This is a genomic window from Brevundimonas sp., from assembly GCF_027484365.1.
Classification (GTDB): Bacteria; Pseudomonadota; Alphaproteobacteria; order Caulobacterales; family Caulobacteraceae; genus Brevundimonas.
In genome coordinates this window covers 1-20,402 of record NZ_JAIXTC010000018.1, presented here as the reverse complement: position 1 = coordinate 20,402, position 20,402 = coordinate 1, and the positions used below count along the sequence as shown (strand labels likewise).

The window sequence follows — 20,402 nt, the reverse complement described above, 5'->3', positions numbered from 1 at the left end:
GGCTCCGTCGGGACGTAGCCGCCCTTCACCCGATCAGGCGTCCGGGTCCAGCACTTTCAGGCGGAACAGCAGGGCGCCCAGCACCGCGCCCACGGCCGGGGCGACGATGAACAGCCACAGCTGGCTCAGCGCCGGTCCGCCCGCGAGCACGGCGGGGCCAAAGCTGCGCGCCGGATTGACCGAGACGCCGGTCACCTGGATGCCGACGATGTGGATGACGGCCAGGGTGATGCCGATGGCCACGCCCGCGAACGGCCCATGCCCCTTGTCGCCGGTGACGCCCAGGATGACGACGACGAAGACGGCCGTCATCACGACCTCGAAGATAAGGGCCGCCTGTATGCCGTACTCACCGAGATAGCCGGGCCCCCAGCCGTTCTGGCCCAGGTTGGCGACGCCGGTCTGGGCGATCAGCGACAGCAGGACCGCGCCGATGAGGGCACCGATGAACTGGGCGACCCAGTAGACCAGCATGTCCTTCGCCGACATCCGCCCGGCCACGAAGGCGGCGAGACTCACAGCTGGATTGACGTGACAGCCCGAGACCGGCCCGATGCCATAGGCCATGGCCACGATGGCGAAGCCGAAGGCCAGCGACACCGCCAGCTGATCAAACGGCGCCGGCCCCAGAACCGCCGCCCCACAACCGAACAGAACCAGCACCATCGTGCCGATCAACTCGGCCGAAAAACGCTTCACCATGGCGAACCCTCCCGTTTGCCCCGTCCGCCGATGCGCGGATCGGGTCGGAAGGCTGCGCCGAGTCTTATGGTGACGCTAGGCGGGCTGACCGTCGGTTTTCGGCTCGAGCCAGTGCAGCCATTTGCGCTGCATCGCCTGTTCGATGTCGATCCCGGCCCGGTCGCAATAGATCAGGAGCATGCCGAGGACATCGGCGGCCTCATCGGCCAGAGCCTGTTCGCTCGGCTCGCCGCGCGCTCGTCCGCTGAGACGCAGATGTTCCGCGGTCAGTTCGCCGAGCTCCTCCTGCAGCTTGAGGATGGCCCAGTCGCCGGAGCGGTCAATCCCGTGTTCGGCGGCGTAGATGTCGGAGATTCGGGCGACCTTCTCCGACAGTTCGGAAAGGATCATACGGCCACGGCCGCCTTGATGTGCGGGTGCGCCTCATAGCCCGACAGGACGAAGTCCGACGGCTCGAAGGCGAACAGATCCCGCTTCGGCGCGATGCTCATGGTCGGCGGGGCGAACGGCTGGCGGGTCAGTTGCAGCTCCGCCTGTTCGATGTGGTTCAAATACAGGTGGGCGTCGCCGAAGGTGTGGACGAATTCGCCGGGCTCCAGGCCCACCACCTGGGCGACCATCATCGTCAGCAGCGCATAGGAGGCGATGTTGAATGGCACGCCGAGGAAGACGTCGGCCGAGCGCTGGTACAGCTGGCAGCTCAGTTTTCCATCGGCGACGAAGAACTGGAACAGGCAGTGGCAGGGCGGCAGGGCCATGTCCTCGATATCGGCCGGGTTCCAGGCCGAGACGATGTGGCGGCGGCTGTTCGGGTTGGTCTTCAGTCCCTCGATCAACCGGGCGATCTGGTCGATCGACTCGCCGTTCGGGGCGGCCCAGGAGCGCCATTGTTTCCCATAAACCGGACCCAGTTCGCCGTTCTCGTCGGCCCACTCGTCCCAGATCGAACAGCCGTTTTCCTTCAGCCAGCGGGTGTTGGTCTCGCCGCGCAGGAACCACAGCAGTTCCACGATGATCGAGCGCAGGTGCAGCTTCTTGGTGGTCAGAAGGGGGAAGCCCTTCGACAGGTCGAACCGCATCTGGCGGCCGAAGACGCCCAGGGTGCCGGTGCCGGTGCGGTCGTCGCGACGCACGCCGTTGTCGAGGATGTCGCGCAGCAGGTTCAGGTACTGGAACTCGGGATGGTCCGCAGGCGCGGCCCCGATACGGTCCTGAAGGTCTGTGAGCTGGGCGACGGCGTTCATCCGTACAGTGTGCCGGTGATTCGGTTGCACCACATCGGCCCGATTCGGTTGCTCACAGGAAAGTGGCAAGGCCAGCAGCCGGGTCTGGCGAACGGATATGCCCCGTTCGTGGCATGAGCCGCGAAAGAACCGAGGCAAAGCGTCTTAGGTTCAAAGTCATGAACCGGATATCTGACAGCACGTCTCAGGAAATGGACTCGTTGGACTCGGTGTATCCGAGTCCAGTCCGGCGCTTCAGCCGCTGAACCCGCCCTGATCCAGGAAGGCCTGTTCCTCGGCGGTCGTCTCACGCCCCAGCGCCCGGTTACGGTGCGGGAAGCGGCCGAAGCGGACGATGATGTCGCGGTGGATATGGGCGAATTTCAGCACCTCGGGCATGTCGGCGGACAGGCGCACGGCCTCGTCCTGATCGGCCAGGGCCTCGGAATGCTCGAACGGGGTGACGAAGAACTGGCGCAGGTCCGGCTCGAACGTCCGGGGATAGGCCAGATCCCAGGCCCGTCTTGCGAACATCAGGCCCAGGCTGTCCGTGGCGAACTGATGCGCCGTGCCCCGGAAGCTGTTCCGGGGATACTGATCGAGCAGGATCATCAGGGCCAGGGCCCCCTCCGGCGTGGCCATCCAGTCGTCCAGCTCGCGCCGCGCCGCCGCCTCGTGCAGGGTGCGCCCGGCGTCCCGGAACGCGCGGTCGAACGCCTCGTCCTTGGCGTACCACTTTTTCGGACCCGCCTCTTTCCAGAAGGCGACGACGGAGGAAGGCGTTATGAGGGCGGTCATGAGCCAGACCTTACCCAATCCGCTGCCCGTCTTCCATGACCGCGACTGTGATCTGTCCATCATACGGGGCAGGCGGGTGGCGATCATCGGCTACGGCAGCCAGGGTCGGACACATGCCCTGAACCTGCGCGACTCGGGCGTCACGGACATCGTCATCGGGCTGAAGGCCGGTTCGGCGACGCGTGCGAAGGCGGAGGCCGACGGGTTCCGCGTCACGACGGCGGGCGAGGCGACGACCGGCGCCGACGTCGTCGCCGTCATGGTCTCGGACGAGGCCCACCGCGACCTGTATCGCGACGAGATCGAGCCCAACATCCGCACCGGCGCGGCCCTGATCTTCGCCCACGGCCTGTCGGTGCGGTTCGGCCTGGTCACGCCGCGCGCCGACCTCGACGTCATCCTGGATTCGCCCAAGGGCATCGGCCCGCGCATCCGCGACCTCTACGAGGCCGGGGAGGGGGTCTTCTGTCTCTTCGGCGTGTACCAGGACTTCACCGGCGGCGCTCATGCCCTGGGCCTGTCCTATGCGGCGGCTCTGGGATGCGGCCGCAAGGGCATCCTGGAGACGACCTTCGCGGCCGAATGCGAGAGCGACCTGTTCGGCGAGCAGGTGGTTCTGTGCGGCGGCGTCGGCGAACTGATCGACGCGGCCTTCATGAAGCTGGTCAAGGCCGGCTACCCGCCGGAAGTAGCCTGGTTCGAATGCTTCTACGAGGTCAAGCTGGTCACCGACCTGATGTACGAGCGCGGCATCGCCGGGGCCTTCGCCAAGATCTCGAACACGGCCGAGTACGGCGCCTATCTGACCGGTCCGCGCGTGATCGGGGAGGCATCGCGAAACGCCATGGATGGCGTCCTGGCCGATGTCCGCGACGGGTCGTTCGTGAAGCGGCTGATGGCGGACTACGACGCCGGCTCGCCCGAACTTCTGGCGCGCCGCAAGGCGCTGGGAGAGCGGACGATCGAGGCCGTCGGCGCGCGGCTGGCGGACGTGGCGGCGAAGGCGGGCTGACCGCAACCGCCGCACTTGACCGGCGTTCCTCCTCTCAGAGGTGACGCTGTGGAAATTCTGGTCGGGGTCGTGGTGATGGCGGCGTTGTGCGGTCTCGCGGGCCTGGCGTTCCAGCCTCTGGAAGGGCCGACACGATTCCGCGACGTCAATGTGGACGGCGAACCGGACTGAGAAGCGGAGAGGCGGTCGGGTCCGCCGATAAATCCAAATGGTCGGAGTGAGAGGATTCGAACCTCCGACCCCTGCGTCCCGAACGCAGTGCTCTACCAGACTGAGCCACACTCCGACTTGGAGGCGGGCTTATAGCGACGGCCCTCCGAGGCTGCAAGCGCCCTTCTGAGGCTTTGCAAAATAGTCCGGAAACCGGGTGTTGCATCCCTCGCGACCTTGGCGTATTCGACCGCCTCCCTCGGGCCCAGGCCCGTCGGGCACCGGTCCTGCTGGGGAATGGTGTAATGGTAACACTCCGGTTTTTGGTACCGTCATTCTAGGTTCGAGTCCTAGTTCCCCAGCCACTTCCCCCTGATCCAGAACGGTGCCGACGCACGGCGTGAGCCGCGCGAGGGATTGGCCTGACGCCATCGACCGCGATCGACGACGCCAGGCTCAGGATTCGGCTACGCGATTCTTCGGCGGGGATTCAGCGCCGGGTCTGCGGCACCGCTGCCAGGGCCTCAAACCGCGCGAGTGTCGGCGCATAGGCAGCCCCACCGGTTTGCATGTGGTTGAAGCCAGGAAACTCCTGGATCGACACATTTCCACCGCGCGCCCTGGCCCGCTCATAGAGAATGCGCGTTGCCGCAGGGTCGACATGGTCGTCGGCCGTCCCCAGGATGACGTGAAGCGGTGCCCGCGGGGCCCAGTCATAGGTTTCGTTCTCCCGCACCATCCGATTGAACCAGAAATCCCTGTCCGTTCGAACCGAGGCGAGAAACTCGGGGCGCAGAACCTCTGTGATACTGCCAGGGGCCTCACCCAGGAGCTCAATCATCGACATAGAGCCGCCGAACCAGCGCGGAGCCTGCGCCACATAGGCCGGAGCAAAGACCTCTTCCAGCCGGCGGCCTTCACGCCAGGCGAAGGTGTAGGCGGCCCAGGCTACGTAGCCCATGGCTATCGGGTTACTCGCCAGCGGCTCTTCGATCCGCGCCGCGAAAGTCCTCACGAGTTCGTGCGGGCCAGCCACGGCCACCGTTTCGCGCAGGTCGTATCCATGCAGCGGCCTTGCGTCGAGATCGCGATGGAGCGCTGCACTGAGCTGGCCGCCCTGGGAGAAGCCCGTGATGAACAGCGGCGTGTGTGTGCCCAGCGCCAGCTCTTCTTGCGCGGCCGTCAGGGCGGCGCGGAAGTCGGCGACGTTCTCATCGGTCAGCAGAAACGCCTGGGGAGAGGGCGAGGCCCCAAAGCCGATATAGTCCGGCACGATGGTCACGAAGCCATTGCCGCCAAAGACGGCCGCCTCATTGGTCCAGATCCCGTTGGGTGTGCTCGGGGCGGCGTTGCGGGGAATGTCGGAGCCGCGCAGATAAAGAACCACGCCACGCGGCGGGCCTTGCGTGTCCGGAACGGCCACCAGCGCCGAGGCGTCGATGGCCTGCCCGCGCACGGATGAGCGATAGACAAGACGATAGAGCCGCACGCCGTTGTTGACCGCGATCGCGCCCGGCAGTTCGGACGCCGTCTGTTGCAGCGTCGCCAGATCAAGCTGATCGATCGGTTCGAAACGAACCAACTGGCCGGATTGGCTTGCAGCCGCAGCGATCCGGGTTTCGGGTGCCGCAGTCGACGGGGAAGATGCGCAGGCGGTTATGAGACCGGCGGCGATGACAGCGACGGAAAGAACTTGAGAACGCATGGTGGCCTCCTGTTGTGGATGGCCGGATGGATGCGTCGGGATGGACGTCACCGTCTCCTCAGAGGCAAAAACTCCCTCTCACTTCATGAATCGGGCGGAGAAATCTGGTTCTGAGCAGCCTCGCGCAGGCGCTTTTCGCGGTAACCGGTCGGGGTGTCGCCTTCGACCTCCTTGAAGACTCGGTTGAAGGTCTGGAGGGCGGCAAAGCCGGATTCATAGGCGATGGCCAAAACCGTCTCGCGCCCGCGCGCCGGGTCTGCGAGTGCGGTCCTGGCATGGGCCAGGCGGTGGCCGTTCAGATAGGCCGCAAAGTTGCGGTGTCCGAGACCCTGGTTGATGACGGCCCGCAGGCGGTGGGTTGGTGTCTTCAGCACCTCGGCCAACCGTTCCAGCGTCAGGCCGGGCTGCCGATAGAGGCCTGCCTCCATGGCGCTGACCAACCCGGCCAGCAGGGCCTGATCGCGCGGATCGACGCCGTGAGGCGTTGCCGGGAGATTCGCTGCGCTCACTGTATCGAAGCGCAGTCGTCCCGGCTCGATGGCCGTCAACCAGACGCTCACGACGGCCAAGCCTGGCAGGCTGGCCAGGACCAGCCGCACCAGCGCCGCAGTATCGGGATCGGCAAGGCTTTCAGACGCCACCGAAGCCAGGGCAGCGGCCGACAGAATGACTACCACCCAGATGCGCGCCGATTGGCGCCCCTGCACAAGGTCGCCGCCCCGCTCCGATGCGGCCACCCACATGACATGGGCGATCGCGAGGAACGGAGCCACGCTGATCAGGGTCTCAAGGATGCCAGCACCCCCCGTTGAGTCCCAATCGAACGTCCTGGCCAGGGGACCGATGCTGAAGAGAACGAAACCGGCCTGCTCGAGGCGGCGAACACTGAAGCCGTCGCGCAGAATCGCAAGGAAGAACAACCACAGCAGTGCGACATTGAAGCCGCCCATCAGGCGCAACGGCGTCCGCACCAGGGCCGGCAAGGCATCGCCCACAGGGCCCGTTGTCAGCTCCAGGGCTGCCAGCGAAAGACAGAGCCCCGCCATCAGGCGTCCGGCCAGATCCTTGCGGACATCGCGCCAGGCCAGCAGGCCAAGCAGCGTCGCCAGCGCAATGAACCCTCCAGAAAGCCCTGCAGTCAGGGTAGATGTCATGCCTGCGCCTTTCTGTGGGTCGAGGATCGGGCGATGCTGGCCTTGCCTGTCGCGGCCCACCGTGAACAGGCGGCAAAGGTTGGCTCAAAATGGCCCGCCCGCGGTCATGTGGACCCCAGAGCAAGCTACAACCGCCTGCCTTTCGAAGTCCATCGGGCTGAGATATCCGTCACTGGTGCCTGTCCGACACGCCCGCGATCCGGTGGCGGGGAGGCGGATCTGTCTCGGCCCTCACATCCGGGGCTGCGGGGAGCCGCGCGACGCCTGGCGCGCCGGGCCGAGCAGCGTAAACCATGTGCCATTGGTCGCCACGCCCCTGAAATGCCGGGAGCTACGGCCCCGTCGGCTCAGGCCAGACCGCCCGTCAGGTCGATCCCCGGGGCGGTCGGCGGGGCGCCGGTCGGGTCGAGGTCGAGCTGCATCAGGTGGACGTCGATCCAGCGATCGAATTTCCACCCGACCTGATGGTAGGTCCCGGCGCGGCTGAACCCGAGGCGTTCATGCAAGGCGATTGAGGCCCGGCTCGTGTCGCTGTCGCTGATCGCGCCGATGATGTGCCGCAGGCCGAGGTCGCGGATTCGGTCGATCAGGTCCGACAGAAGGGCGCGGCCGACCCCGCGACCGCGCGCAGCCTCCTCGACATAGATCGAACCCTCGACGCCATAGCGGTAGGCCGGACGCGGGCGGAACGGCGAGGCGTAGGCATAGCCGGCGAAGGCGCCGTCGACCTCCGCGACAAGCCACGGCAGGCCCCTGGCGCGCACCGTCTCGAAGCGCCCGGTCATTTCGCCCAGAGACGGCGGGTCGAGCTCGAAGGTCGCGGTGCCGTTCTGGACCTCCCGGCCATAGAGGGCCGTGATGGCGGGCAGGTCGGCGAGGGCGGCTTCGCGGATCACGCGGCTTCCCAGCCCCGCTCGATCGCCCAGACCGCGAAGGCGTAGTCGTGGGCGACCTCCTTCAGATAATCGAACCGTCCGGAGGCGCCGCCGTGGCCTGCCTCCATGTTGATCTTCAGCAGCACCGGCTTGCCCGAGGTGGTCGCGGGACGGAGCTTCGCCACCCACTTCTCCGGCTCCCAGTAGGTCACGCGCGGGTCGGAAAGACCGCCGGTGGCCAGGATGGCCGGATAGGCCCTGGCCTCGACGTTGTCATAGGGGCTGTAGCTGGCGATGTAGTCGTAGGCCTCGACGTCCTCGATCGGATTGCCCCACTCGGGCCATTCGGGCGGGGTCAGCGGCAGGGAGACATCCGACATGGTGTTGATCACGTCGACGAACGGCACCTGGCCGATCACGCCGGCCCAAAGCTCGGGCCGCATGTTGGCGACCGCGCCCATCAGCAGGCCGCCGGCGGAGCCGCCCTGGGCCACGATGTTCCCGGCCCGGGCGTAGTCGCGCGCGATCAGGTGATCGGCGGCCGCGGTGAAGTCGGTGAAGGTGTTCTTTTTCTTGAACTTGCGCCCGTCGAGGAACCAGCCCCAGCCCTTGTCGGAGCCGCCGCGGATGTGGGCGATGGCGTAGATCCAGCCGCGATCGACCAGCGACAAACGGCCGGTCGAGAAGCTGGCCGACATCGGGATCCCATAGGAGCCGTAGCCGTAGAGCAGCAGGGGCGCAGACCCGTCGACGGGGGTGGTGCGACGGCGCAGGACGGTGACCGGGACGAGCTGGCCGTCGGACGCCGGGGCGTTCAGCCGCTCGACCACATAGTCGGCCGGGTCGTGGCCGGACGGGACCTCCTGCACCTTGCGCAGGATCCGCTCCTGCGTGAGGAGGTCGTAGTCATAGGTCGAGGTGGGCGTGGATGGCGAGTTGTAGCCGTAACGCATCGTCGTCGTTTCGAACTCCGACGCCCCGGCCAGCGACAGGGCATAGGCGGGTTCGTCGACGGCGATCTCATGCTCGTCGCCCGCGCGGCTACGGATGACGATCCTCGTATTGGCGTCGGCCCGTTCCTGACGGGCGAGGAAGCTCTTCACCAGGGCGACGCCCTCGATGAAACGTCCCGGCGTGTGGGGGACCAGATCCTCCCAGCCGGCGCGGCCGGGCGACTCTGTCGGGGTCTGGACGATCTTGAAGTCGATGGCGTCGTCGGCGTTGGTGCGGATGACCCATCGATCCAGCCAGTGATCGACATCGTAGCGGACGCCGACCTCGCGCGCGGCCATGACCTGGGGAAGGTTCGTCGGTCGCATGCCGGGGATGTAGCGAGCCTCGGAGGTCTCCTGGTTCTGGATCGAGATGACGATGAAGGCGTCGTCGGAGGTGCGCTCGACGCCCATGAACATGCCGTCGTCGGCCTCCTCATAGACCAGGGTCGTTTCGCCGCCGCGCGCGGGGCGGCGGAAGATTTTGTCGGGCCGGCCGTTGTCGTCGCGGTTGGTCCATAAGATCCAGCAGGAGCAGGCCGAGAAGGTGAAGTTGCCGGTCGCCGACTGGATCGGGTCGGGCAGGATCTCGCCGGTCACGAGATCGCGGGTGTAGATCTGATGCACCTCGGACCCTTGGGCGTCCTCGGCCCAGGCGAACAGGGTGTGGTCGGGGCTGTGCTCGACCGCCGAGACCTCCGAATAGGCCTTGCCCTCGGCGAGCAGGTTGCAGTCCAGCAGCAATTCGGGCGTCGGAGCGACGATGAAATTCTTCGTGACCTGACGGCCGTCCTCGATCCAGCTCCCCTGGCGCTCGACGCGCATGTAGCGGGGATGCTGCTCGCCCGAGCGGAACTCGGTGAAATACTCCCAGGGTCCGTCGGGCGAGGGGACGGAGCTGTCGTCCTCCTTGATGCGGCCCTTCATCTCCTCGAACATCCGGGTCTGCAGCGGCAGGGTCGAGGCCAGCATGGCCTCCCGATAGACGTTCTCGGCCTCCAGATGTTCCTTGACGTCGGCCTTGATCAGGGTCGGGTCGCGCAGGACGGCCTGCCAGTTGTCGTCCTTCATCCACTGATAGTCGTCGGTCCGGGTCCGCCCGAGCTGCTCGATGACGACCGGGATTTTCTTTGCGACGGGAGGCGTGGGCGACATCTGGGTATCCGTAACAGGGCGGGCGAGGGCGGGCGAGGCCGCGGCTGCGAGGGCCGAGGCGGCGGTCGTGGCGACGAATTGGCGGCGGTTCATCGTCTCGCTTCCCTGTAAGTCACCAACGCAGCTTGTGCGACCGGCACAGGCCCCGTCAAATGGCGCGATCGTCCACAAAGGTCCGCCCATGATCGAGGTCCCGCCCTCCCAGGACGCCGCGCCGCCGCCGGTCGTTGCCCCGGCCTGGGATCTGACGGTCGGTCTGATCGAGGCGACGGTGCAGCTGGACCAGCCATCGGGACCGAACACCCGGACGGTCGGTACGGGTTTCCTGATTCAGGCCCCCAGGCCGGACGGGACGCCCCGGACTGTTCTGGTGACGGCGGCCCACGTGCTGGAGCGGATGCCGGATCCCGACGCGAGGATCGGCTGGCGCACGGCCCTTGGTGACGGGACCTGGCGATTCGATCCCGAACCCCTGACCATCCGCGACGGCGACGGTGAACCCCTGTGGACCCAGCATCCGGATCGCGATGTCGCGGTGATGGAGGTGCAGGCGCCCGAGGCCTTCGCCCGGGCGGCCATCCCTCTCGGCTGGCTGGCGGACGAGAACGCGTTCGAGGCCTGGCAGGTCGGGCCGGGGGACGAGCTCCTGTCGCTGGGCTTTCCACGCGGCCTTTCGGCGAACCGGGCCGGGTTTCCGATCCTGAGGGTCGGGCGGATCGCATCCTACCCCTTGTCCCCGGTGACGGCCTTCCCGACATTCCTGCTCGATTTCACGGTCTTCCCGGGGAACTCGGGCGGGCCGGTGTTCTGGACAGCGAGTGCGCGCAAGCGGCCCGGCACGACCGAACCGGAGACGGCCTTCATCGCGGGCCTGCTGAGCCAGGAAGTGCGGGTCAACGACGAACAGCTGGAAATCGGCGTGGTCACCCACGCCGTCTTCGTTCGGGAAGCGATCCAGCTTCTCGATAACCCTCGCCCATAGGGTTAGGGAAGACTAAGCCCCCAGCGCTTCCCGGGTCATCCGCGACAGCAGGTCGCCGCCCTGGCCGACGGCCGCAAGGCGGCTGGAAGCGTGGCCGAGAATGTTGGCGGCGTAGACCTCGTAGAGGTCGAGCTTGCCCTGCAGCCAGACCGGATCCCCGTCGCTGGCGTCGAGGCGGGCTTTGGCGGCCAGAGCCCCCCTGGCCAACATCCAGCCGCCGATCACGTCGCCCATGAGCTTGAGATAAGCGTCTGCGGCGGCCAGCACGTCGGCCCCGCGCGTCGCGTCAGCCTTGGCGTCGAGCAGCCAAAGGGTGGCGTCTTCAACGGCGCCGACCGCAGCGGCGAAGCGTTCGACGGGCTTGCCCGTATAGACCGCACCGAGATCTTTGAGGGTCGCCTTCATCTCGGCGATGACGGCCTTGGCCGAGGCGCCGCCGTCCTGCGACAGCTTGCGGCCGACCAGATCCATGGCCTGGATGCCGTTGGTGCCCTCGTAGATCGGGGTGATGCGGGCGTCGCGATAGTACTGGGCCGCGCCGGTCTCCTCGATGAAGCCCATGCCGCCGTGGATCTGGATCCCGTCTGAAGCCAGGTCGCAGCCGACATCGGTGCTCCAGGCCTTGGCGATCGGGACGAACAGGTCCTCACGACCCTTCCACTTGCGGCGTTCATCCTCGGTCGCGGCGTGCCGGGCGAGGTCAGCGGCCACGCCGGTGGCGAAACAGATGGCGCGGGCGGCCTCGATCTTCGCCTTCATGACCGCGAGGGTGCGCCGGATATCGGGATGGTCGATGATCGGGGCGTTGGCCTCTCCGGTCCAGATCGAGCGGCCCTGACGGCGGTCGAGCGCATAGGCGAGGGCATGCTGATAGGCGCCCTCGGCCACGCCGACGCCCTGGACGCCGACCGCGAGGCGGGCGTTGTTCATCATGACGAACATATGGGCCAGACCCTGGTTCGGCTGACCGACCAGCTCCGCCCGGGCGCCTTCATAGCTCATCACGCAGGTGGGCGAGGCGTGGATACCCAGCTTGTGCTCGATCCCCACGGGGCGGAAGTCGTTGCGGGCGCCCAACGAACCGTCGTCCTTGACCACGAACTTGGTAGCCAGGAACAGGCTGATGCCCTTGGGTCCCGGAGGGGCGTCGGGCAGGCGGGCGAGAACCAGGTGGACGATGTTGTCCGTCGCGTCGTGGTCGCCCCACGTGATGTAGATCTTCTGGCCGTTCAGCGCATAGGTCCCGTCGCCGTTCGGCGTCGCGGTCGAAGTCAGGGCGCCGAGGTCCGAGCCGGCCCCCGGCTCTGTCAGGACCATGGCCCCTGTCCATTCGCCCGAGACGAGCTTCGGCAGGTAGGTCGTCTTCTGATGTTCCGTGCCGACCTGTTCCAGCGCCTCGATCGCGGCCAGCGACAGCATGGGGCACAGGGCGAAGGCCATGTTGGCGGACTGGATCGTCTCATAGGCCGCCAGCTCGAGCGCCTTGGGCAAGGCCTGGCCGCCGGCCTCGGCCGGAGCGGTAAGCCCGGTCCAGCCGCCCTCGGCGAACTGGCGGTAGGCCTCCGCGAAGCCGGGGGCGGCGGTGACGGAGCCGTTGGCATATTTCGCCCCGGCCAGATCGCCCGGGCGGTTCAGCGGAGCCAGCACGCCTTCGGAGAACTGGCCCGCCGCTTCCAGCACGGCGCCCAGGACGTCGACGTCATAGTCAGGGAAGGCCCCGGTGGCGGCGACCTGATCGATGCCGGCGACGGCGGTCAGGCTGAAGGCGATATCCCGAACGGGGGCGCGATAGGTCATGGCGGAGGCCTCTTCGATCGTCTCGCGCATCACAGGCGCGTGGCTCCTTCTTGCGACCATGCCGCCGCGTCAGGCAAGGGATGGCTTGGCCTGCATCGTTCGCGGCGCCATTCTGTCGCGAGTCCGCGATGTGGGAATCTTCATGGCCGAGCCTAGAAACCGATATTCGATCGTGTCGCTGGCCTTCCACTGGGGCCTGGCGATGCTTGTCCTGGCCCAGGTGCTGCTGATCACGGCGCATGAGGCGACCGACGGGCCGATCTCGCGGGAGTTCGTTCAGATTCACAAGGCGCTGGGCCTTGGCGTCCTGGTCCTGACCCTGGCGCGAATCGGCTGGCGGATCGCGAACCCCGCTCTGCCGATGCCCGCCGGGACGCCGGACTGGCAGAAGGTCGCGGCCAGGGCGACCCACGTGCTGTTCTATGTTCTGCTGATCGGGATTCCGGTGTTCGGCTGGGCGGCCTCGAGCGCGGGCGGACGGGACATCGACTGGTTCGGCCTGTTCAACTGGCCGCTCCTCCCCATCGAACAGAGCCGCGATCTGGCGAAAACCCTGATGGGTCTTCATGAGGCAGGGGTGAAACTGCTCTACGTCCTGCTGGCCCTGCACGTGCTGGCGGCGCTGAAGCATCAGTTCGTCGATCGAGACAATGTCCTGCACCGCATGATCCCGATGATTCCCCGGCGCCCCTGAGATGCGTCTGGTCCTGCTCGGACTGCTGATCGGCGTCGTCTGTCTGGCGACCGGCGCGAGCCGGGCGGAGGTTGAACACTGGGCCGTCGTGCCGGCGGAGTCCCTGATCACCATGCGGGTCGGAACCCCGGTCGGCGCGCGAACCGGTCGGTTCCTGCGCTGGACGGGCGATATCCGTTTCGATCCAGACGCACCCGAGACGGCCCATGTGGCCATCGACGTCGAGGCGGCGTCGCTGCGAATGGACGACGCCGGCCTGACCTCCACGGCGGCCGGCTCAGGGTTTCTCGACACCAGCCGCTATCCCCGCATCGCCTTCCGTCTGACCCGGCTGGAACCGGCAGGCGGCGACCGGTTCACCGCCCATGCCGACATCACGATGAAGGGCGTCACCCGGCCCGTGATCTTCCCCGCCACCTTGCGCAGCGCCGGGCGTACGGCGCAGATGACCGGCGGCTTCTCGCTGGATCGGGCGGCCTTCGGCATTGGAACGCGTGGACCGTGGAACGGACTGATCGGACGGCAGGTGAGGGTGGACGTGTCCCTGGCGACGCGAACGGTCGGCTGACCGGCGTCGAGGACGCCGTCGCGGCGCTGCGGGCCGGTGAGCTGCTGATCCTGCCGACCGAGACCGTCTATGGTCTGGCGGCGGACGCCGGGAACGCCGGGGCGGTCGCGAAGATCTTCGAGGCCAAGGGACGGCCGCGCTTCAATCCCCTGATCTCCCACGTCGCGGATGCCGTCGCGGCCGAGCGGATCGCCGTCTTCGACGATGCGGCGCGGCGTCTGGCGGCGGCCTTCTGGCCCGGGCCACTGACCATCGTGGCGCCCTGTCGGGACACCGGCGCGGTCAGCGATCTGGCGCGCGCGGGCCTGGACAGTATCGCCGTGCGGGTGCCCGGACACGCCAAGGCGCGAGCGGTGCTGGACGCGTTCGGCGGTCCCGTGGTGGCACCCTCGGCCAATCGCTCGGGGCGGCCCAGCCCCACGACCTTCGCCGACGCCATGGAAGAGACCGGCGGCTTCGCGAGCGCGGCCCTGGACGGCGGGCCGTGCGCGGTCGGGGTCGAGAGCACCGTCGTGTCCGTGCTCGACGGTCGGGTCTCCCTGCTGCGGCCGGGGTCGGTGACGCGGGAGGAGATCGAGGCCCTGGTCGGGCCGCTGGACGCGTCCGGCGAGGGGCATCGGTCGCCGGGGCGGCTGACGAGGCACTATGCGCCTGTGTCGCCGGTGCGGCTGGAGGCGGACGGCGGGAGGGAGGGCGAAATCTATCTGGGGTTCGGCCCCGGCGCGGGGGCGGAGCGATGGAGCCTCAGCGTCTCCGGCGATCTGCGGGAAGCCGCCGCCAATCTATTCCGACTGCTGAGAGAGGCGGATCGCGAGCATCCCGTCGGTATCGCGGTCGCCCTCGTGCCATTGAAGGGTCTGGGCGAGGCGATCAACGACAGGCTCAGGCGGGCGGCGGGGTTCGTGGGGTGATGGGCTGGTTCGGTAGAGCAGCCTTTGTGACTGGCGGCGCGCTGGCACTTGCCTCGGCGGCGTTCTGCCTTTGGTGGAGCTTCGTGCTCAGTCCCTATCGAGAGAGCTTTTGGTTCGGCTTCCTATTGCTGGCGCTCGGTCTTGGCTCTCTTTCGGGTGTCTTCTTCGCCTATCGGATGGTTCAAGCGCGTCGTTGGCTCGCCACAGCCTTGGTTCTGGTTGCAAGCATCGCACCGGCTCCGACCGTGATCGGACTTTTGATCGCGGCGGTCCCGCCAATGTATGACAATCAGGGCCGGCCGATGCAGACGGGAAATCCACTCGAATAGTCGGTCTACCTCATCCGAACCGCGCCTGCAGATCGACACTCGACCGGACCCCGACCTCGCCGGCGCAGCTGGACAGCCACTCATCCGCCGCCGCACGCCCCCGGGCCTTCAGGTCGTTGAGGAAGGTCCATTCGGTGTTGAATTTGGAGCCCAGAGACAGGTCGCCCAGCCAGCCATCGGCCTCGATGGCGTGCATCAGGATGTGGCGATACTGGGCGCGCGCGGAGGGCGTGAGGCGGCCGTCCTCGATCAGTTCCTGGACGAAGGCGACCGCGCGGAGTTCGGCGACGAGGGGGGCGTTGAAGACGACCTCGTTGAGCCGGTCCATGATGTCGCCGGCCGCCTTGGGCGTGTCCGCGCGCTCGAAGGCGTTGAGCGTGATCAGGAGGACATCGTCCGGCGTGTCCTGGTAGAACAACGGCCACAGGGGCGGATTGGCGAGGTAGCCGCCGTCCCAGTAGGGCTCGCCGTCGATCTCCACCGCCTGGAACAGATGCGGCAGACAGGCGGAGGCGAGCAGGACCTGATCTGTGATCTCGGGGGAGGTGAAGACGCGGGACTTCGCATGGCGGACCGCCGTGGCGGCCACGAAGAACTTCACGTCCGACGTGCGGACGGCCTCGAAATCGATCGTCGCCTGGAGGACCCGCTTGAGCGGATTGTGATTGAACGGATTGAATTCATAGGGCGACATCGACATCGCCAGGGTCTCTGACGCGCGCCACAGGGGCGAATCCTTCAGCCAGTTCGGCTGCAGGGCGTTGGACCAGATGGAGGTGTCGCCGAAGACGTTCTTGCCGCCCGACTGGTTGGTCTCTCGCCACAGCTTGTCGAGCGACTGGCGGGCACCGTCGGGGCCGCCCGTGGCCAGGCCGGACACGAGGGCCGCGCCGTTCATGGCTCCGGCTGAAGAGGCCGTGACCGCCCGGATATCGACGACATCGGCCTCAAGGAGCCGGTCGAGCACGCCCCACTGGAAGGCGCCGTGCGCCCCCCCGCCCTGGAGCGCCAGACAGATGGGGCGACGACCGCTCGCGGGCGGTTCAGGCGCGGCGGGCACCGGGGTCGACCTGCGTTTGAAAAGCGCCATCGTCCCCCGGCATTCGTCCTATTGGGCGGTCCAGCCGCCGTCGATCGAGAAGCTGGCCCCGTTGGCCGAGGCCCCGAGGTCCGACACCAGATAGAGGAAGAGACCGGCCAGTTCGTCGGTCGTGACGAACCGTTTGGTCGGCTGGGCCGCCAGGATCACGTCCTTCAGTACCTGATCCTTCGAGATGCCGCGCGTGCGGGCCTGATCGGCGATCTGCTTCTCGACGATCGGCGTCTCGACGAAGCCGGGGCAGATGGCGTTGCAGGTGATGTTGTCCTGGGCGACTTCCAGAGCCACGGTCTTGGTGAAACCGAGGACGCCGTGCTTGGCGGCGACATAGGCCGACTTGAACGGGCTGGCGACCAGACCGTGGGCCGAGGCGATGTTGACGATCCGGCCGCGGCCCTGGGCCTTCATGATCGGGATGGCGGCGCGGGTGGCGTAGAAGGTCGACGACAGGTTGATGGCGATGATCTGTTCCCACTTGTCGGAGGGGAATTTCTCGACCGCCTCGACATGCTGGATGCCGGCGTTGTTGACCAGGATGTCGACCCGGCCGAGCTGGTGCCTCGCGAAGGCGACCATGTCGGCGACCTCGTCGCCCTTCAGCATGTTGGCGGCGTGATAGCGGACGCGGACGCCGCAGCTGGCCTCCATCTCCGAGCGGGTGCGCTCGATCTCGGACGGATCGCCCAGACCGTTCAGAACGACGTCGCCGCCGCGCGAGGCGACCGCCCGGGCCAGGGCGAGGCCGATCCCGGACGTCGAGCCTGAAATGACGGCCACCTGGCCCTTGAGATCGTTGGGATCGCGATAGACGGGGCGCTCGGTCTCCGAGCCGTCCTTCTTGCCGGGCCACTGAAACATGGGGTCGTTCACTCTCGCTTCTTGCCCCTGTCCGCGCCGATCAGGCGCGTCCGGGGTCTCTGGTTTGCCGGAACCCTAGCCTTTCGCGACTGCGAAGGCGACCCGGTCTCAGGAATTTCCTTGCCTGGTGAATATCCAGTCGGTCTCGGTCGAGGCTGATTTCTGGAAGCGGTAGCCGTCGCGATCGAACGCCTTCAGGTCGCCGGCGGTTTCAATCCGTTCGTCGATGGCGAACCGGGCCATCGTGCCGCGCGCCTTCTTGGCGAAGAAGGAGATGATCCGGCTCTCGCCGTCCTTCTCCTCGCGGAAATGCGGCGTGACGACCGGCAGCTTCAGCGCCCGGGCGTCGACGGCGCCGAAATACTCCTGGCTGGCGAGGTTCACGAGCACGGGGTCGGTGTGCCCCTCCGCGTCGGCATTCAGCTGTTTCGAGATCCGGTCGCCCCAGAAGTCGTAGAGACTGGATCCGCGCCGGGTCTTCAATCGGGTGCCCATCTCCAGCCGGTAGGGCTGGATCCGGTCCAGGGGCCGCAGCAGACCGTAGAGACCCGACAGGATCCGCAGGTGATCCTGGGCGAAGGCGAGGCCCTTCGCGTCCAGTGTCCGCGCCTCCAGGCCCTGATAGACGTCGCCGTCGAAGGCGAAGGCGGCCTGGATGCCCGCGTCCAGTGACTCGGGCTCGAAGGCCTTGAAGCGCGCCTGGTTCAGTTTGGCGAGGTCGGCCGAAATACCCATCAGCCGGCGCAGGTCGGCCTGGGTCTGGTTGCGGGCCGTCTTCGACAGGGACGCGGTGTCGTCGACGAAGCGTCGATGCGATGCCGGGATCTCCGGCGACGGCTCGGTGAAGTCCAGCCGCTTTGCGGGCGAGAGTACGATCAACATGCCGCGCGTTTAGGCGGGTTCGACGACGGTTTGAAGGGCGCGGACTAGAACAACACCGCCGGGTTCATGATCCTCTGGGGATCGATGGCTTTCCGGATCGCCTGCATGGTCGAAATCTCCAGCGGCGTCTTGTAGCGGCGGGCCTCGTCCGTCTTGAGGCGGCCGAGGCCATGCTCGGCCGAGATCGAACCCTCATAGCGGGCGACGACGTCATGGACGACCCGCGAGCCGGCCTCCCAACGATCGAGGAAGGCGGCCAGATCGCCGCCGGGCGGGCACAGGATGTCATAGTGCATGTTGCCGTCGCCGACGTGGCCGAAGGCGGAGACGCGGGCGCCCGGCTCGAAGGCCTCAACGGCCGCCGTGGCTTCCTCCAGGAAGTCGGCGATCCGGCTGACGGGGACAGAGACGTCGTGCTTCCAACCGCCGCCTTCGGGCCGCTGTGAGGCCGACTGCTCCTCGCGCAGTTTCCAGAAGTCGCGGACCTGGGTCTCGTTCTGGGCGATGGCGGCGTCGGTGATGAGGTCTTCCTCGAAGGCCGCGGTCAGAATCCGCTCCATCCCGGCCTCGGCCGCCCCGGGCTCGCCCGAGGTCAATTCGATAAGGACATACCAGGGCTGGACGCTGTCCAGCGGCTCCCGGACGCCGGGAATATGTTTCAGGGCGAACTCGACGCCGATTCGTTTCATCAGCTCGAAGGCCTCGACCCCGCCGCCGGTCTCGGCCTTAGCGCGGGCGAGGAGCTGGATGGCGGAATGAGCGCTGGCCAGACCCACGACGGCGGTGGCGCGGCTGCGCATCACCGGGAACAGCTTGAGGGTGGCGGCCGTGACGATGCCGAGCGTGCCCTCGGCGCCGATCAGCAGCTGTTTCAGGTCGTAGCCGGTATTGTCCTTGCGGAGCCGCTTCAGGCCGTTGAAGACTTGGCCGTCGGGCATCACCGCCTCGATGCCCAGCACCAGATCGCGCATCATGCCGTAGCGAAGGACGGCCGTGCCGCCGGCGTTGGTCGAGATGACCCCTCCGATCGTCGCCGTACCCTCGGCTGCGAGGCTCAGCGGAAAGAAGCGGTCGGCTTTCGCCGCCAGCTGCTGGGCCTCGAGCAGGGTGATGCCGGCCTCGACCGTCATGGCGTCGTCCAGCGGGGTCACGTCGCGCACCGCCCGCAGGCGGCGCGTCGTCAGGAGAACCTCGCCGAAGGGCACCTGACCGCCCACCAGCCCGGTGCCGCCGCCCTGGGGCGTGATGGCGACGCCGTGGCGGGCGCAGATGTCCACCACGCGAGCGACCTCGGCTGTCGACACCGGTTTCAGCATCAGGGGCGTGTTCCCCTTCCACTTGTTGCGCCACTCGGTGATCCAGGGGGCGATTTCAGCCGGGTCTTCGGTCCAGCCGGAAGGGCCGAGCGCGGCTTTCAACTCATCTAGGGCGGCGGGGCAGGGGGAGGCCATGGCGTCTTGTCTCAAAGCCTCGCCGTCCTTGCCAGTCATAAAGCGGGGGATCCGGCAAAACTGGGTCTAGGATTGCCCGGTGACCGATTCCTCCATGATCCCCGTGCCCGCCGTCGGGATCGTCTGCCTGCGAGGCGACGAGGTCCTGCTGATTCGTCGGGGCACCCCGCCCCGCCTGGGCGAATGGAGCCTGCCGGGCGGCCGGATCGAGCCCGGCGAGCGGGCGGTCGATGCCGCGCTTCGGGAACTGCGCGAGGAGACGGGCGTCCACGCGCGAATTCTCGGCCTGATCGACGTCGTCGACGGCATCTTTCCCGAGGCCGGACGCCATTATGTGCTGATCGACTATGCCGCCGAATGGACGGGCGGCGAACCTGTCGCGGGGGACGATGCGGCCGAGGCCGTCTTCCTGTCCATCGAGGCTGCGCTGGCCGCTGTGGGCTGGGCGGAAACGCGTCGCGTGATCGCCCGGGCTGTAGCGGCGCGGCAAGCTTGACGGCGATGTCAGGTCCCGTCACTTACCTCGGATGGCTGCAAAGCCGACATATCCGGGCGACGGCTCCGGACGATTCCGTCCTAGGTCGCTCTCTTTTAACTTCGGCCGGCATTCCGCCGGCCCTGGGGGGACTGCAAAGATGAAGACCAAATTGTTCATGGCGGCTTCGGCCGTCGCCATTCTGTTCGCGACCGGCGCTGTCGCTCAGGACGTGGCGTTCTCGCTGACCAACAACAGCGACGCGACCATGGTCTCGCTGAAGGTCGGTGAATCCTCGAACGAGAACTGGGATGAAGACATCCTGGACGGCGAAGAGATCGGCCCGGGCGAAACGGCAAACATCTCGGTCGAAGACGACCTGGAAGACTGCGAATACGACCTGCAAGCCACGTATGATGACGGCGACACCGAAGAGGTGTTCAATGTTGACCTCTGCGAACTGAACGACCTCGACGTCGAAGACGACAATGAGGACGAAGAAGAAGACGAAGAAGACGAAGAAGACGAAGAAGACGAAGAAGACGAAGAAGACGAAGAAGACGAAGAAGACGAAGAAGACGAAGAAGACG

General features: G+C 67.0%; 21 protein-coding genes, 2 tRNA genes and 1 pseudogene. 10 read left to right on the top strand and 14 right to left on the bottom strand.

Annotated elements, in window-relative coordinates; genetic code table 11:
* Positions 1 to 33: 33 nt before the first annotated feature.
* The 4 genes from Q0044_RS08130 to Q0044_RS08115 all read right to left on the bottom strand — a co-directional run bounded on the left by Q0044_RS08130 (position 34) and on the right by Q0044_RS08115 (position 2,723).
* On the bottom strand, positions 34 to 702 hold the full coding sequence (locus Q0044_RS08130) for an aquaporin (protein ID WP_298161386.1): 669 nt from the start codon (positions 700 to 702) through the stop codon (positions 34 to 36).
* 75 nt (positions 703 to 777) lie between these two features.
* Positions 778 to 1,092, bottom strand: a complete 315-nt coding sequence (locus Q0044_RS08125; protein WP_298161384.1) for a nucleoside triphosphate pyrophosphohydrolase family protein — start codon at positions 1,090 to 1,092, stop codon at positions 778 to 780.
* Positions 1,089 to 1,946 (bottom strand): thymidylate synthase, encoded by an 858-nt coding sequence (locus tag Q0044_RS08120; protein ID WP_298161694.1) that lies wholly within the window; start codon positions 1,944 to 1,946, stop codon positions 1,089 to 1,091. The genes Q0044_RS08125 and Q0044_RS08120 overlap by 4 nt, the downstream gene beginning before the upstream one ends.
* Positions 1,947 to 2,180: 234 nt before the next feature.
* Positions 2,181 to 2,723 carry a DUF924 family protein gene (locus Q0044_RS08115; RefSeq protein ID WP_298161383.1) on the bottom strand — a complete coding sequence of 181 codons (543 nt, stop codon included), beginning with the start codon at positions 2,721 to 2,723 and terminating at the stop codon, positions 2,181 to 2,183.
* Here Q0044_RS08115 and ilvC point away from each other — a divergent pair.
* Together ilvC and Q0044_RS08105 are read left to right on the top strand one after the other, a co-directional pair.
* A complete protein-coding gene (gene ilvC / locus Q0044_RS08110; RefSeq protein ID WP_298161381.1) occupies positions 2,722 to 3,735 on the top strand; it encodes a ketol-acid reductoisomerase in 1,014 nt (337 codons plus the stop codon). The two genes, Q0044_RS08115 and ilvC, sit on opposite strands and share 2 nt — an antisense overlap.
* 48 nt (positions 3,736 to 3,783) lie before the next feature.
* Positions 3,784 to 3,906 (top strand): hypothetical protein, encoded by a 123-nt coding sequence (locus tag Q0044_RS08105; RefSeq protein WP_298161380.1) that lies wholly within the window; start codon positions 3,784 to 3,786, stop codon positions 3,904 to 3,906.
* Between the two features lie 38 nt (positions 3,907 to 3,944).
* On the opposite strand, the gene Q0044_RS08100 is transcribed toward Q0044_RS08105, so the two are convergent.
* A tRNA-Pro gene (locus Q0044_RS08100) sits at positions 3,945 to 4,021 on the bottom strand.
* Between the two features lie 155 nt (positions 4,022 to 4,176).
* On the opposite strand from Q0044_RS08100, the gene Q0044_RS08095 reads away from it, so the two are divergent.
* Positions 4,177 to 4,250, top strand: a tRNA-Gln gene (locus tag Q0044_RS08095).
* A 125-nt stretch (positions 4,251 to 4,375) separates the two neighbouring features.
* Here Q0044_RS08095 and Q0044_RS08090 read toward each other — a convergent pair.
* The 4 genes from Q0044_RS08090 to Q0044_RS08075 form a co-directional block, all read right to left on the bottom strand.
* Positions 4,376 to 5,590, bottom strand: a complete 1,215-nt coding sequence (locus Q0044_RS08090; protein WP_298161378.1) for an alpha/beta fold hydrolase — start codon at positions 5,588 to 5,590, stop codon at positions 4,376 to 4,378.
* A gap of 83 nt (positions 5,591 to 5,673) precedes the next feature.
* Positions 5,674 to 6,744, bottom strand: coding sequence for an AraC family transcriptional regulator (locus Q0044_RS08085; protein ID WP_298161377.1), 1,071 nt, complete (start codon positions 6,742 to 6,744; stop codon positions 5,674 to 5,676).
* Between the two features lie 347 nt (positions 6,745 to 7,091).
* Complete coding sequence (locus tag Q0044_RS08080) at positions 7,092 to 7,640, bottom strand: GNAT family N-acetyltransferase (protein ID WP_298161376.1); 549 nt, start codon at positions 7,638 to 7,640, stop codon at positions 7,092 to 7,094.
* Entirely contained in the window at positions 7,637 to 9,859 is a 2,223-nt protein-coding gene (locus Q0044_RS08075; protein ID WP_298161375.1) for a S9 family peptidase, read from the bottom strand. The genes Q0044_RS08080 and Q0044_RS08075 overlap by 4 nt, the downstream gene beginning before the upstream one ends.
* 88 nt (positions 9,860 to 9,947) lie before the next feature.
* Between Q0044_RS08075 and Q0044_RS08070 the strand changes: the two genes are divergently transcribed.
* Positions 9,948 to 10,748, top strand: a complete 801-nt coding sequence (locus Q0044_RS08070) for a trypsin-like serine peptidase (protein ID WP_298161373.1) — start codon at positions 9,948 to 9,950, stop codon at positions 10,746 to 10,748.
* A 12-nt stretch (positions 10,749 to 10,760) separates the two neighbouring features.
* Here Q0044_RS08070 and Q0044_RS08065 read toward each other — a convergent pair whose 3' ends face one another.
* Complete coding sequence (locus tag Q0044_RS08065; protein WP_298161692.1) at positions 10,761 to 12,545, bottom strand: acyl-CoA dehydrogenase; 1,785 nt, start codon at positions 12,543 to 12,545, stop codon at positions 10,761 to 10,763.
* A gap of 142 nt (positions 12,546 to 12,687) precedes the next feature.
* On the opposite strand from Q0044_RS08065, the gene Q0044_RS08060 reads away from it, so the two are divergent.
* From Q0044_RS08060 to Q0044_RS08045, 4 genes are read left to right on the top strand one after another with little or no spacing between them, the layout of a single operon-like run.
* Positions 12,688 to 13,239, top strand: coding sequence for a cytochrome b (locus tag Q0044_RS08060; RefSeq protein ID WP_298161372.1), 552 nt, complete (start codon positions 12,688 to 12,690; stop codon positions 13,237 to 13,239).
* Between the two features lies 1 nt (position 13,240).
* A complete protein-coding gene (locus Q0044_RS08055) occupies positions 13,241 to 13,807 on the top strand; it encodes a YceI family protein (protein ID WP_298161371.1) in 567 nt (188 codons plus the stop codon).
* Entirely contained in the window at positions 13,804 to 14,718 is a 915-nt protein-coding gene (locus tag Q0044_RS08050) for an L-threonylcarbamoyladenylate synthase (protein WP_298161690.1), read from the top strand. The genes Q0044_RS08055 and Q0044_RS08050 overlap by 4 nt, the downstream gene beginning before the upstream one ends.
* Complete coding sequence (locus tag Q0044_RS08045) at positions 14,718 to 15,047, top strand: hypothetical protein (RefSeq protein ID WP_298161369.1); 330 nt, start codon at positions 14,718 to 14,720, stop codon at positions 15,045 to 15,047. The genes Q0044_RS08050 and Q0044_RS08045 overlap by 1 nt, the downstream gene beginning before the upstream one ends.
* 10 nt (positions 15,048 to 15,057) lie before the next feature.
* Here Q0044_RS08045 and Q0044_RS08040 read toward each other — a convergent pair whose 3' ends face one another.
* The 4 genes from Q0044_RS08040 to Q0044_RS08025 form a co-directional block, all read right to left on the bottom strand.
* Positions 15,058 to 16,137, bottom strand: a complete 1,080-nt coding sequence (locus Q0044_RS08040) for a patatin-like phospholipase family protein (protein ID WP_298161368.1) — start codon at positions 16,135 to 16,137, stop codon at positions 15,058 to 15,060.
* An 18-nt stretch (positions 16,138 to 16,155) separates the two neighbouring features.
* Positions 16,156 to 17,004 carry a 3-hydroxybutyrate dehydrogenase gene (locus tag Q0044_RS08035; protein WP_298161367.1) on the bottom strand — a complete coding sequence of 283 codons (849 nt, stop codon included), beginning with the start codon at positions 17,002 to 17,004 and terminating at the stop codon, positions 16,156 to 16,158.
* A 108-nt stretch (positions 17,005 to 17,112) separates the two neighbouring features.
* On the bottom strand, positions 17,113 to 17,886 hold the full coding sequence (yaaA, locus tag Q0044_RS08030) for a peroxide stress protein YaaA (protein WP_298161366.1): 774 nt from the start codon (positions 17,884 to 17,886) through the stop codon (positions 17,113 to 17,115).
* Between the two features lie 44 nt (positions 17,887 to 17,930).
* Complete coding sequence (locus Q0044_RS08025) at positions 17,931 to 19,337, bottom strand: FAD-binding oxidoreductase (RefSeq protein ID WP_298161365.1); 1,407 nt, start codon at positions 19,335 to 19,337, stop codon at positions 17,931 to 17,933.
* Between the two features lie 94 nt (positions 19,338 to 19,431).
* Here Q0044_RS08025 and Q0044_RS08020 point away from each other — a divergent pair, with 94 nt between their 5' ends.
* On the top strand, positions 19,432 to 19,833 hold the full coding sequence (locus Q0044_RS08020) for an NUDIX hydrolase (RefSeq protein WP_298161688.1): 402 nt from the start codon (positions 19,432 to 19,434) through the stop codon (positions 19,831 to 19,833).
* A gap of 139 nt (positions 19,834 to 19,972) precedes the next feature.
* A pseudogene (locus Q0044_RS08015) lies at positions 19,973 to 20,402 on the top strand (hypothetical protein); the annotation flags it as partial.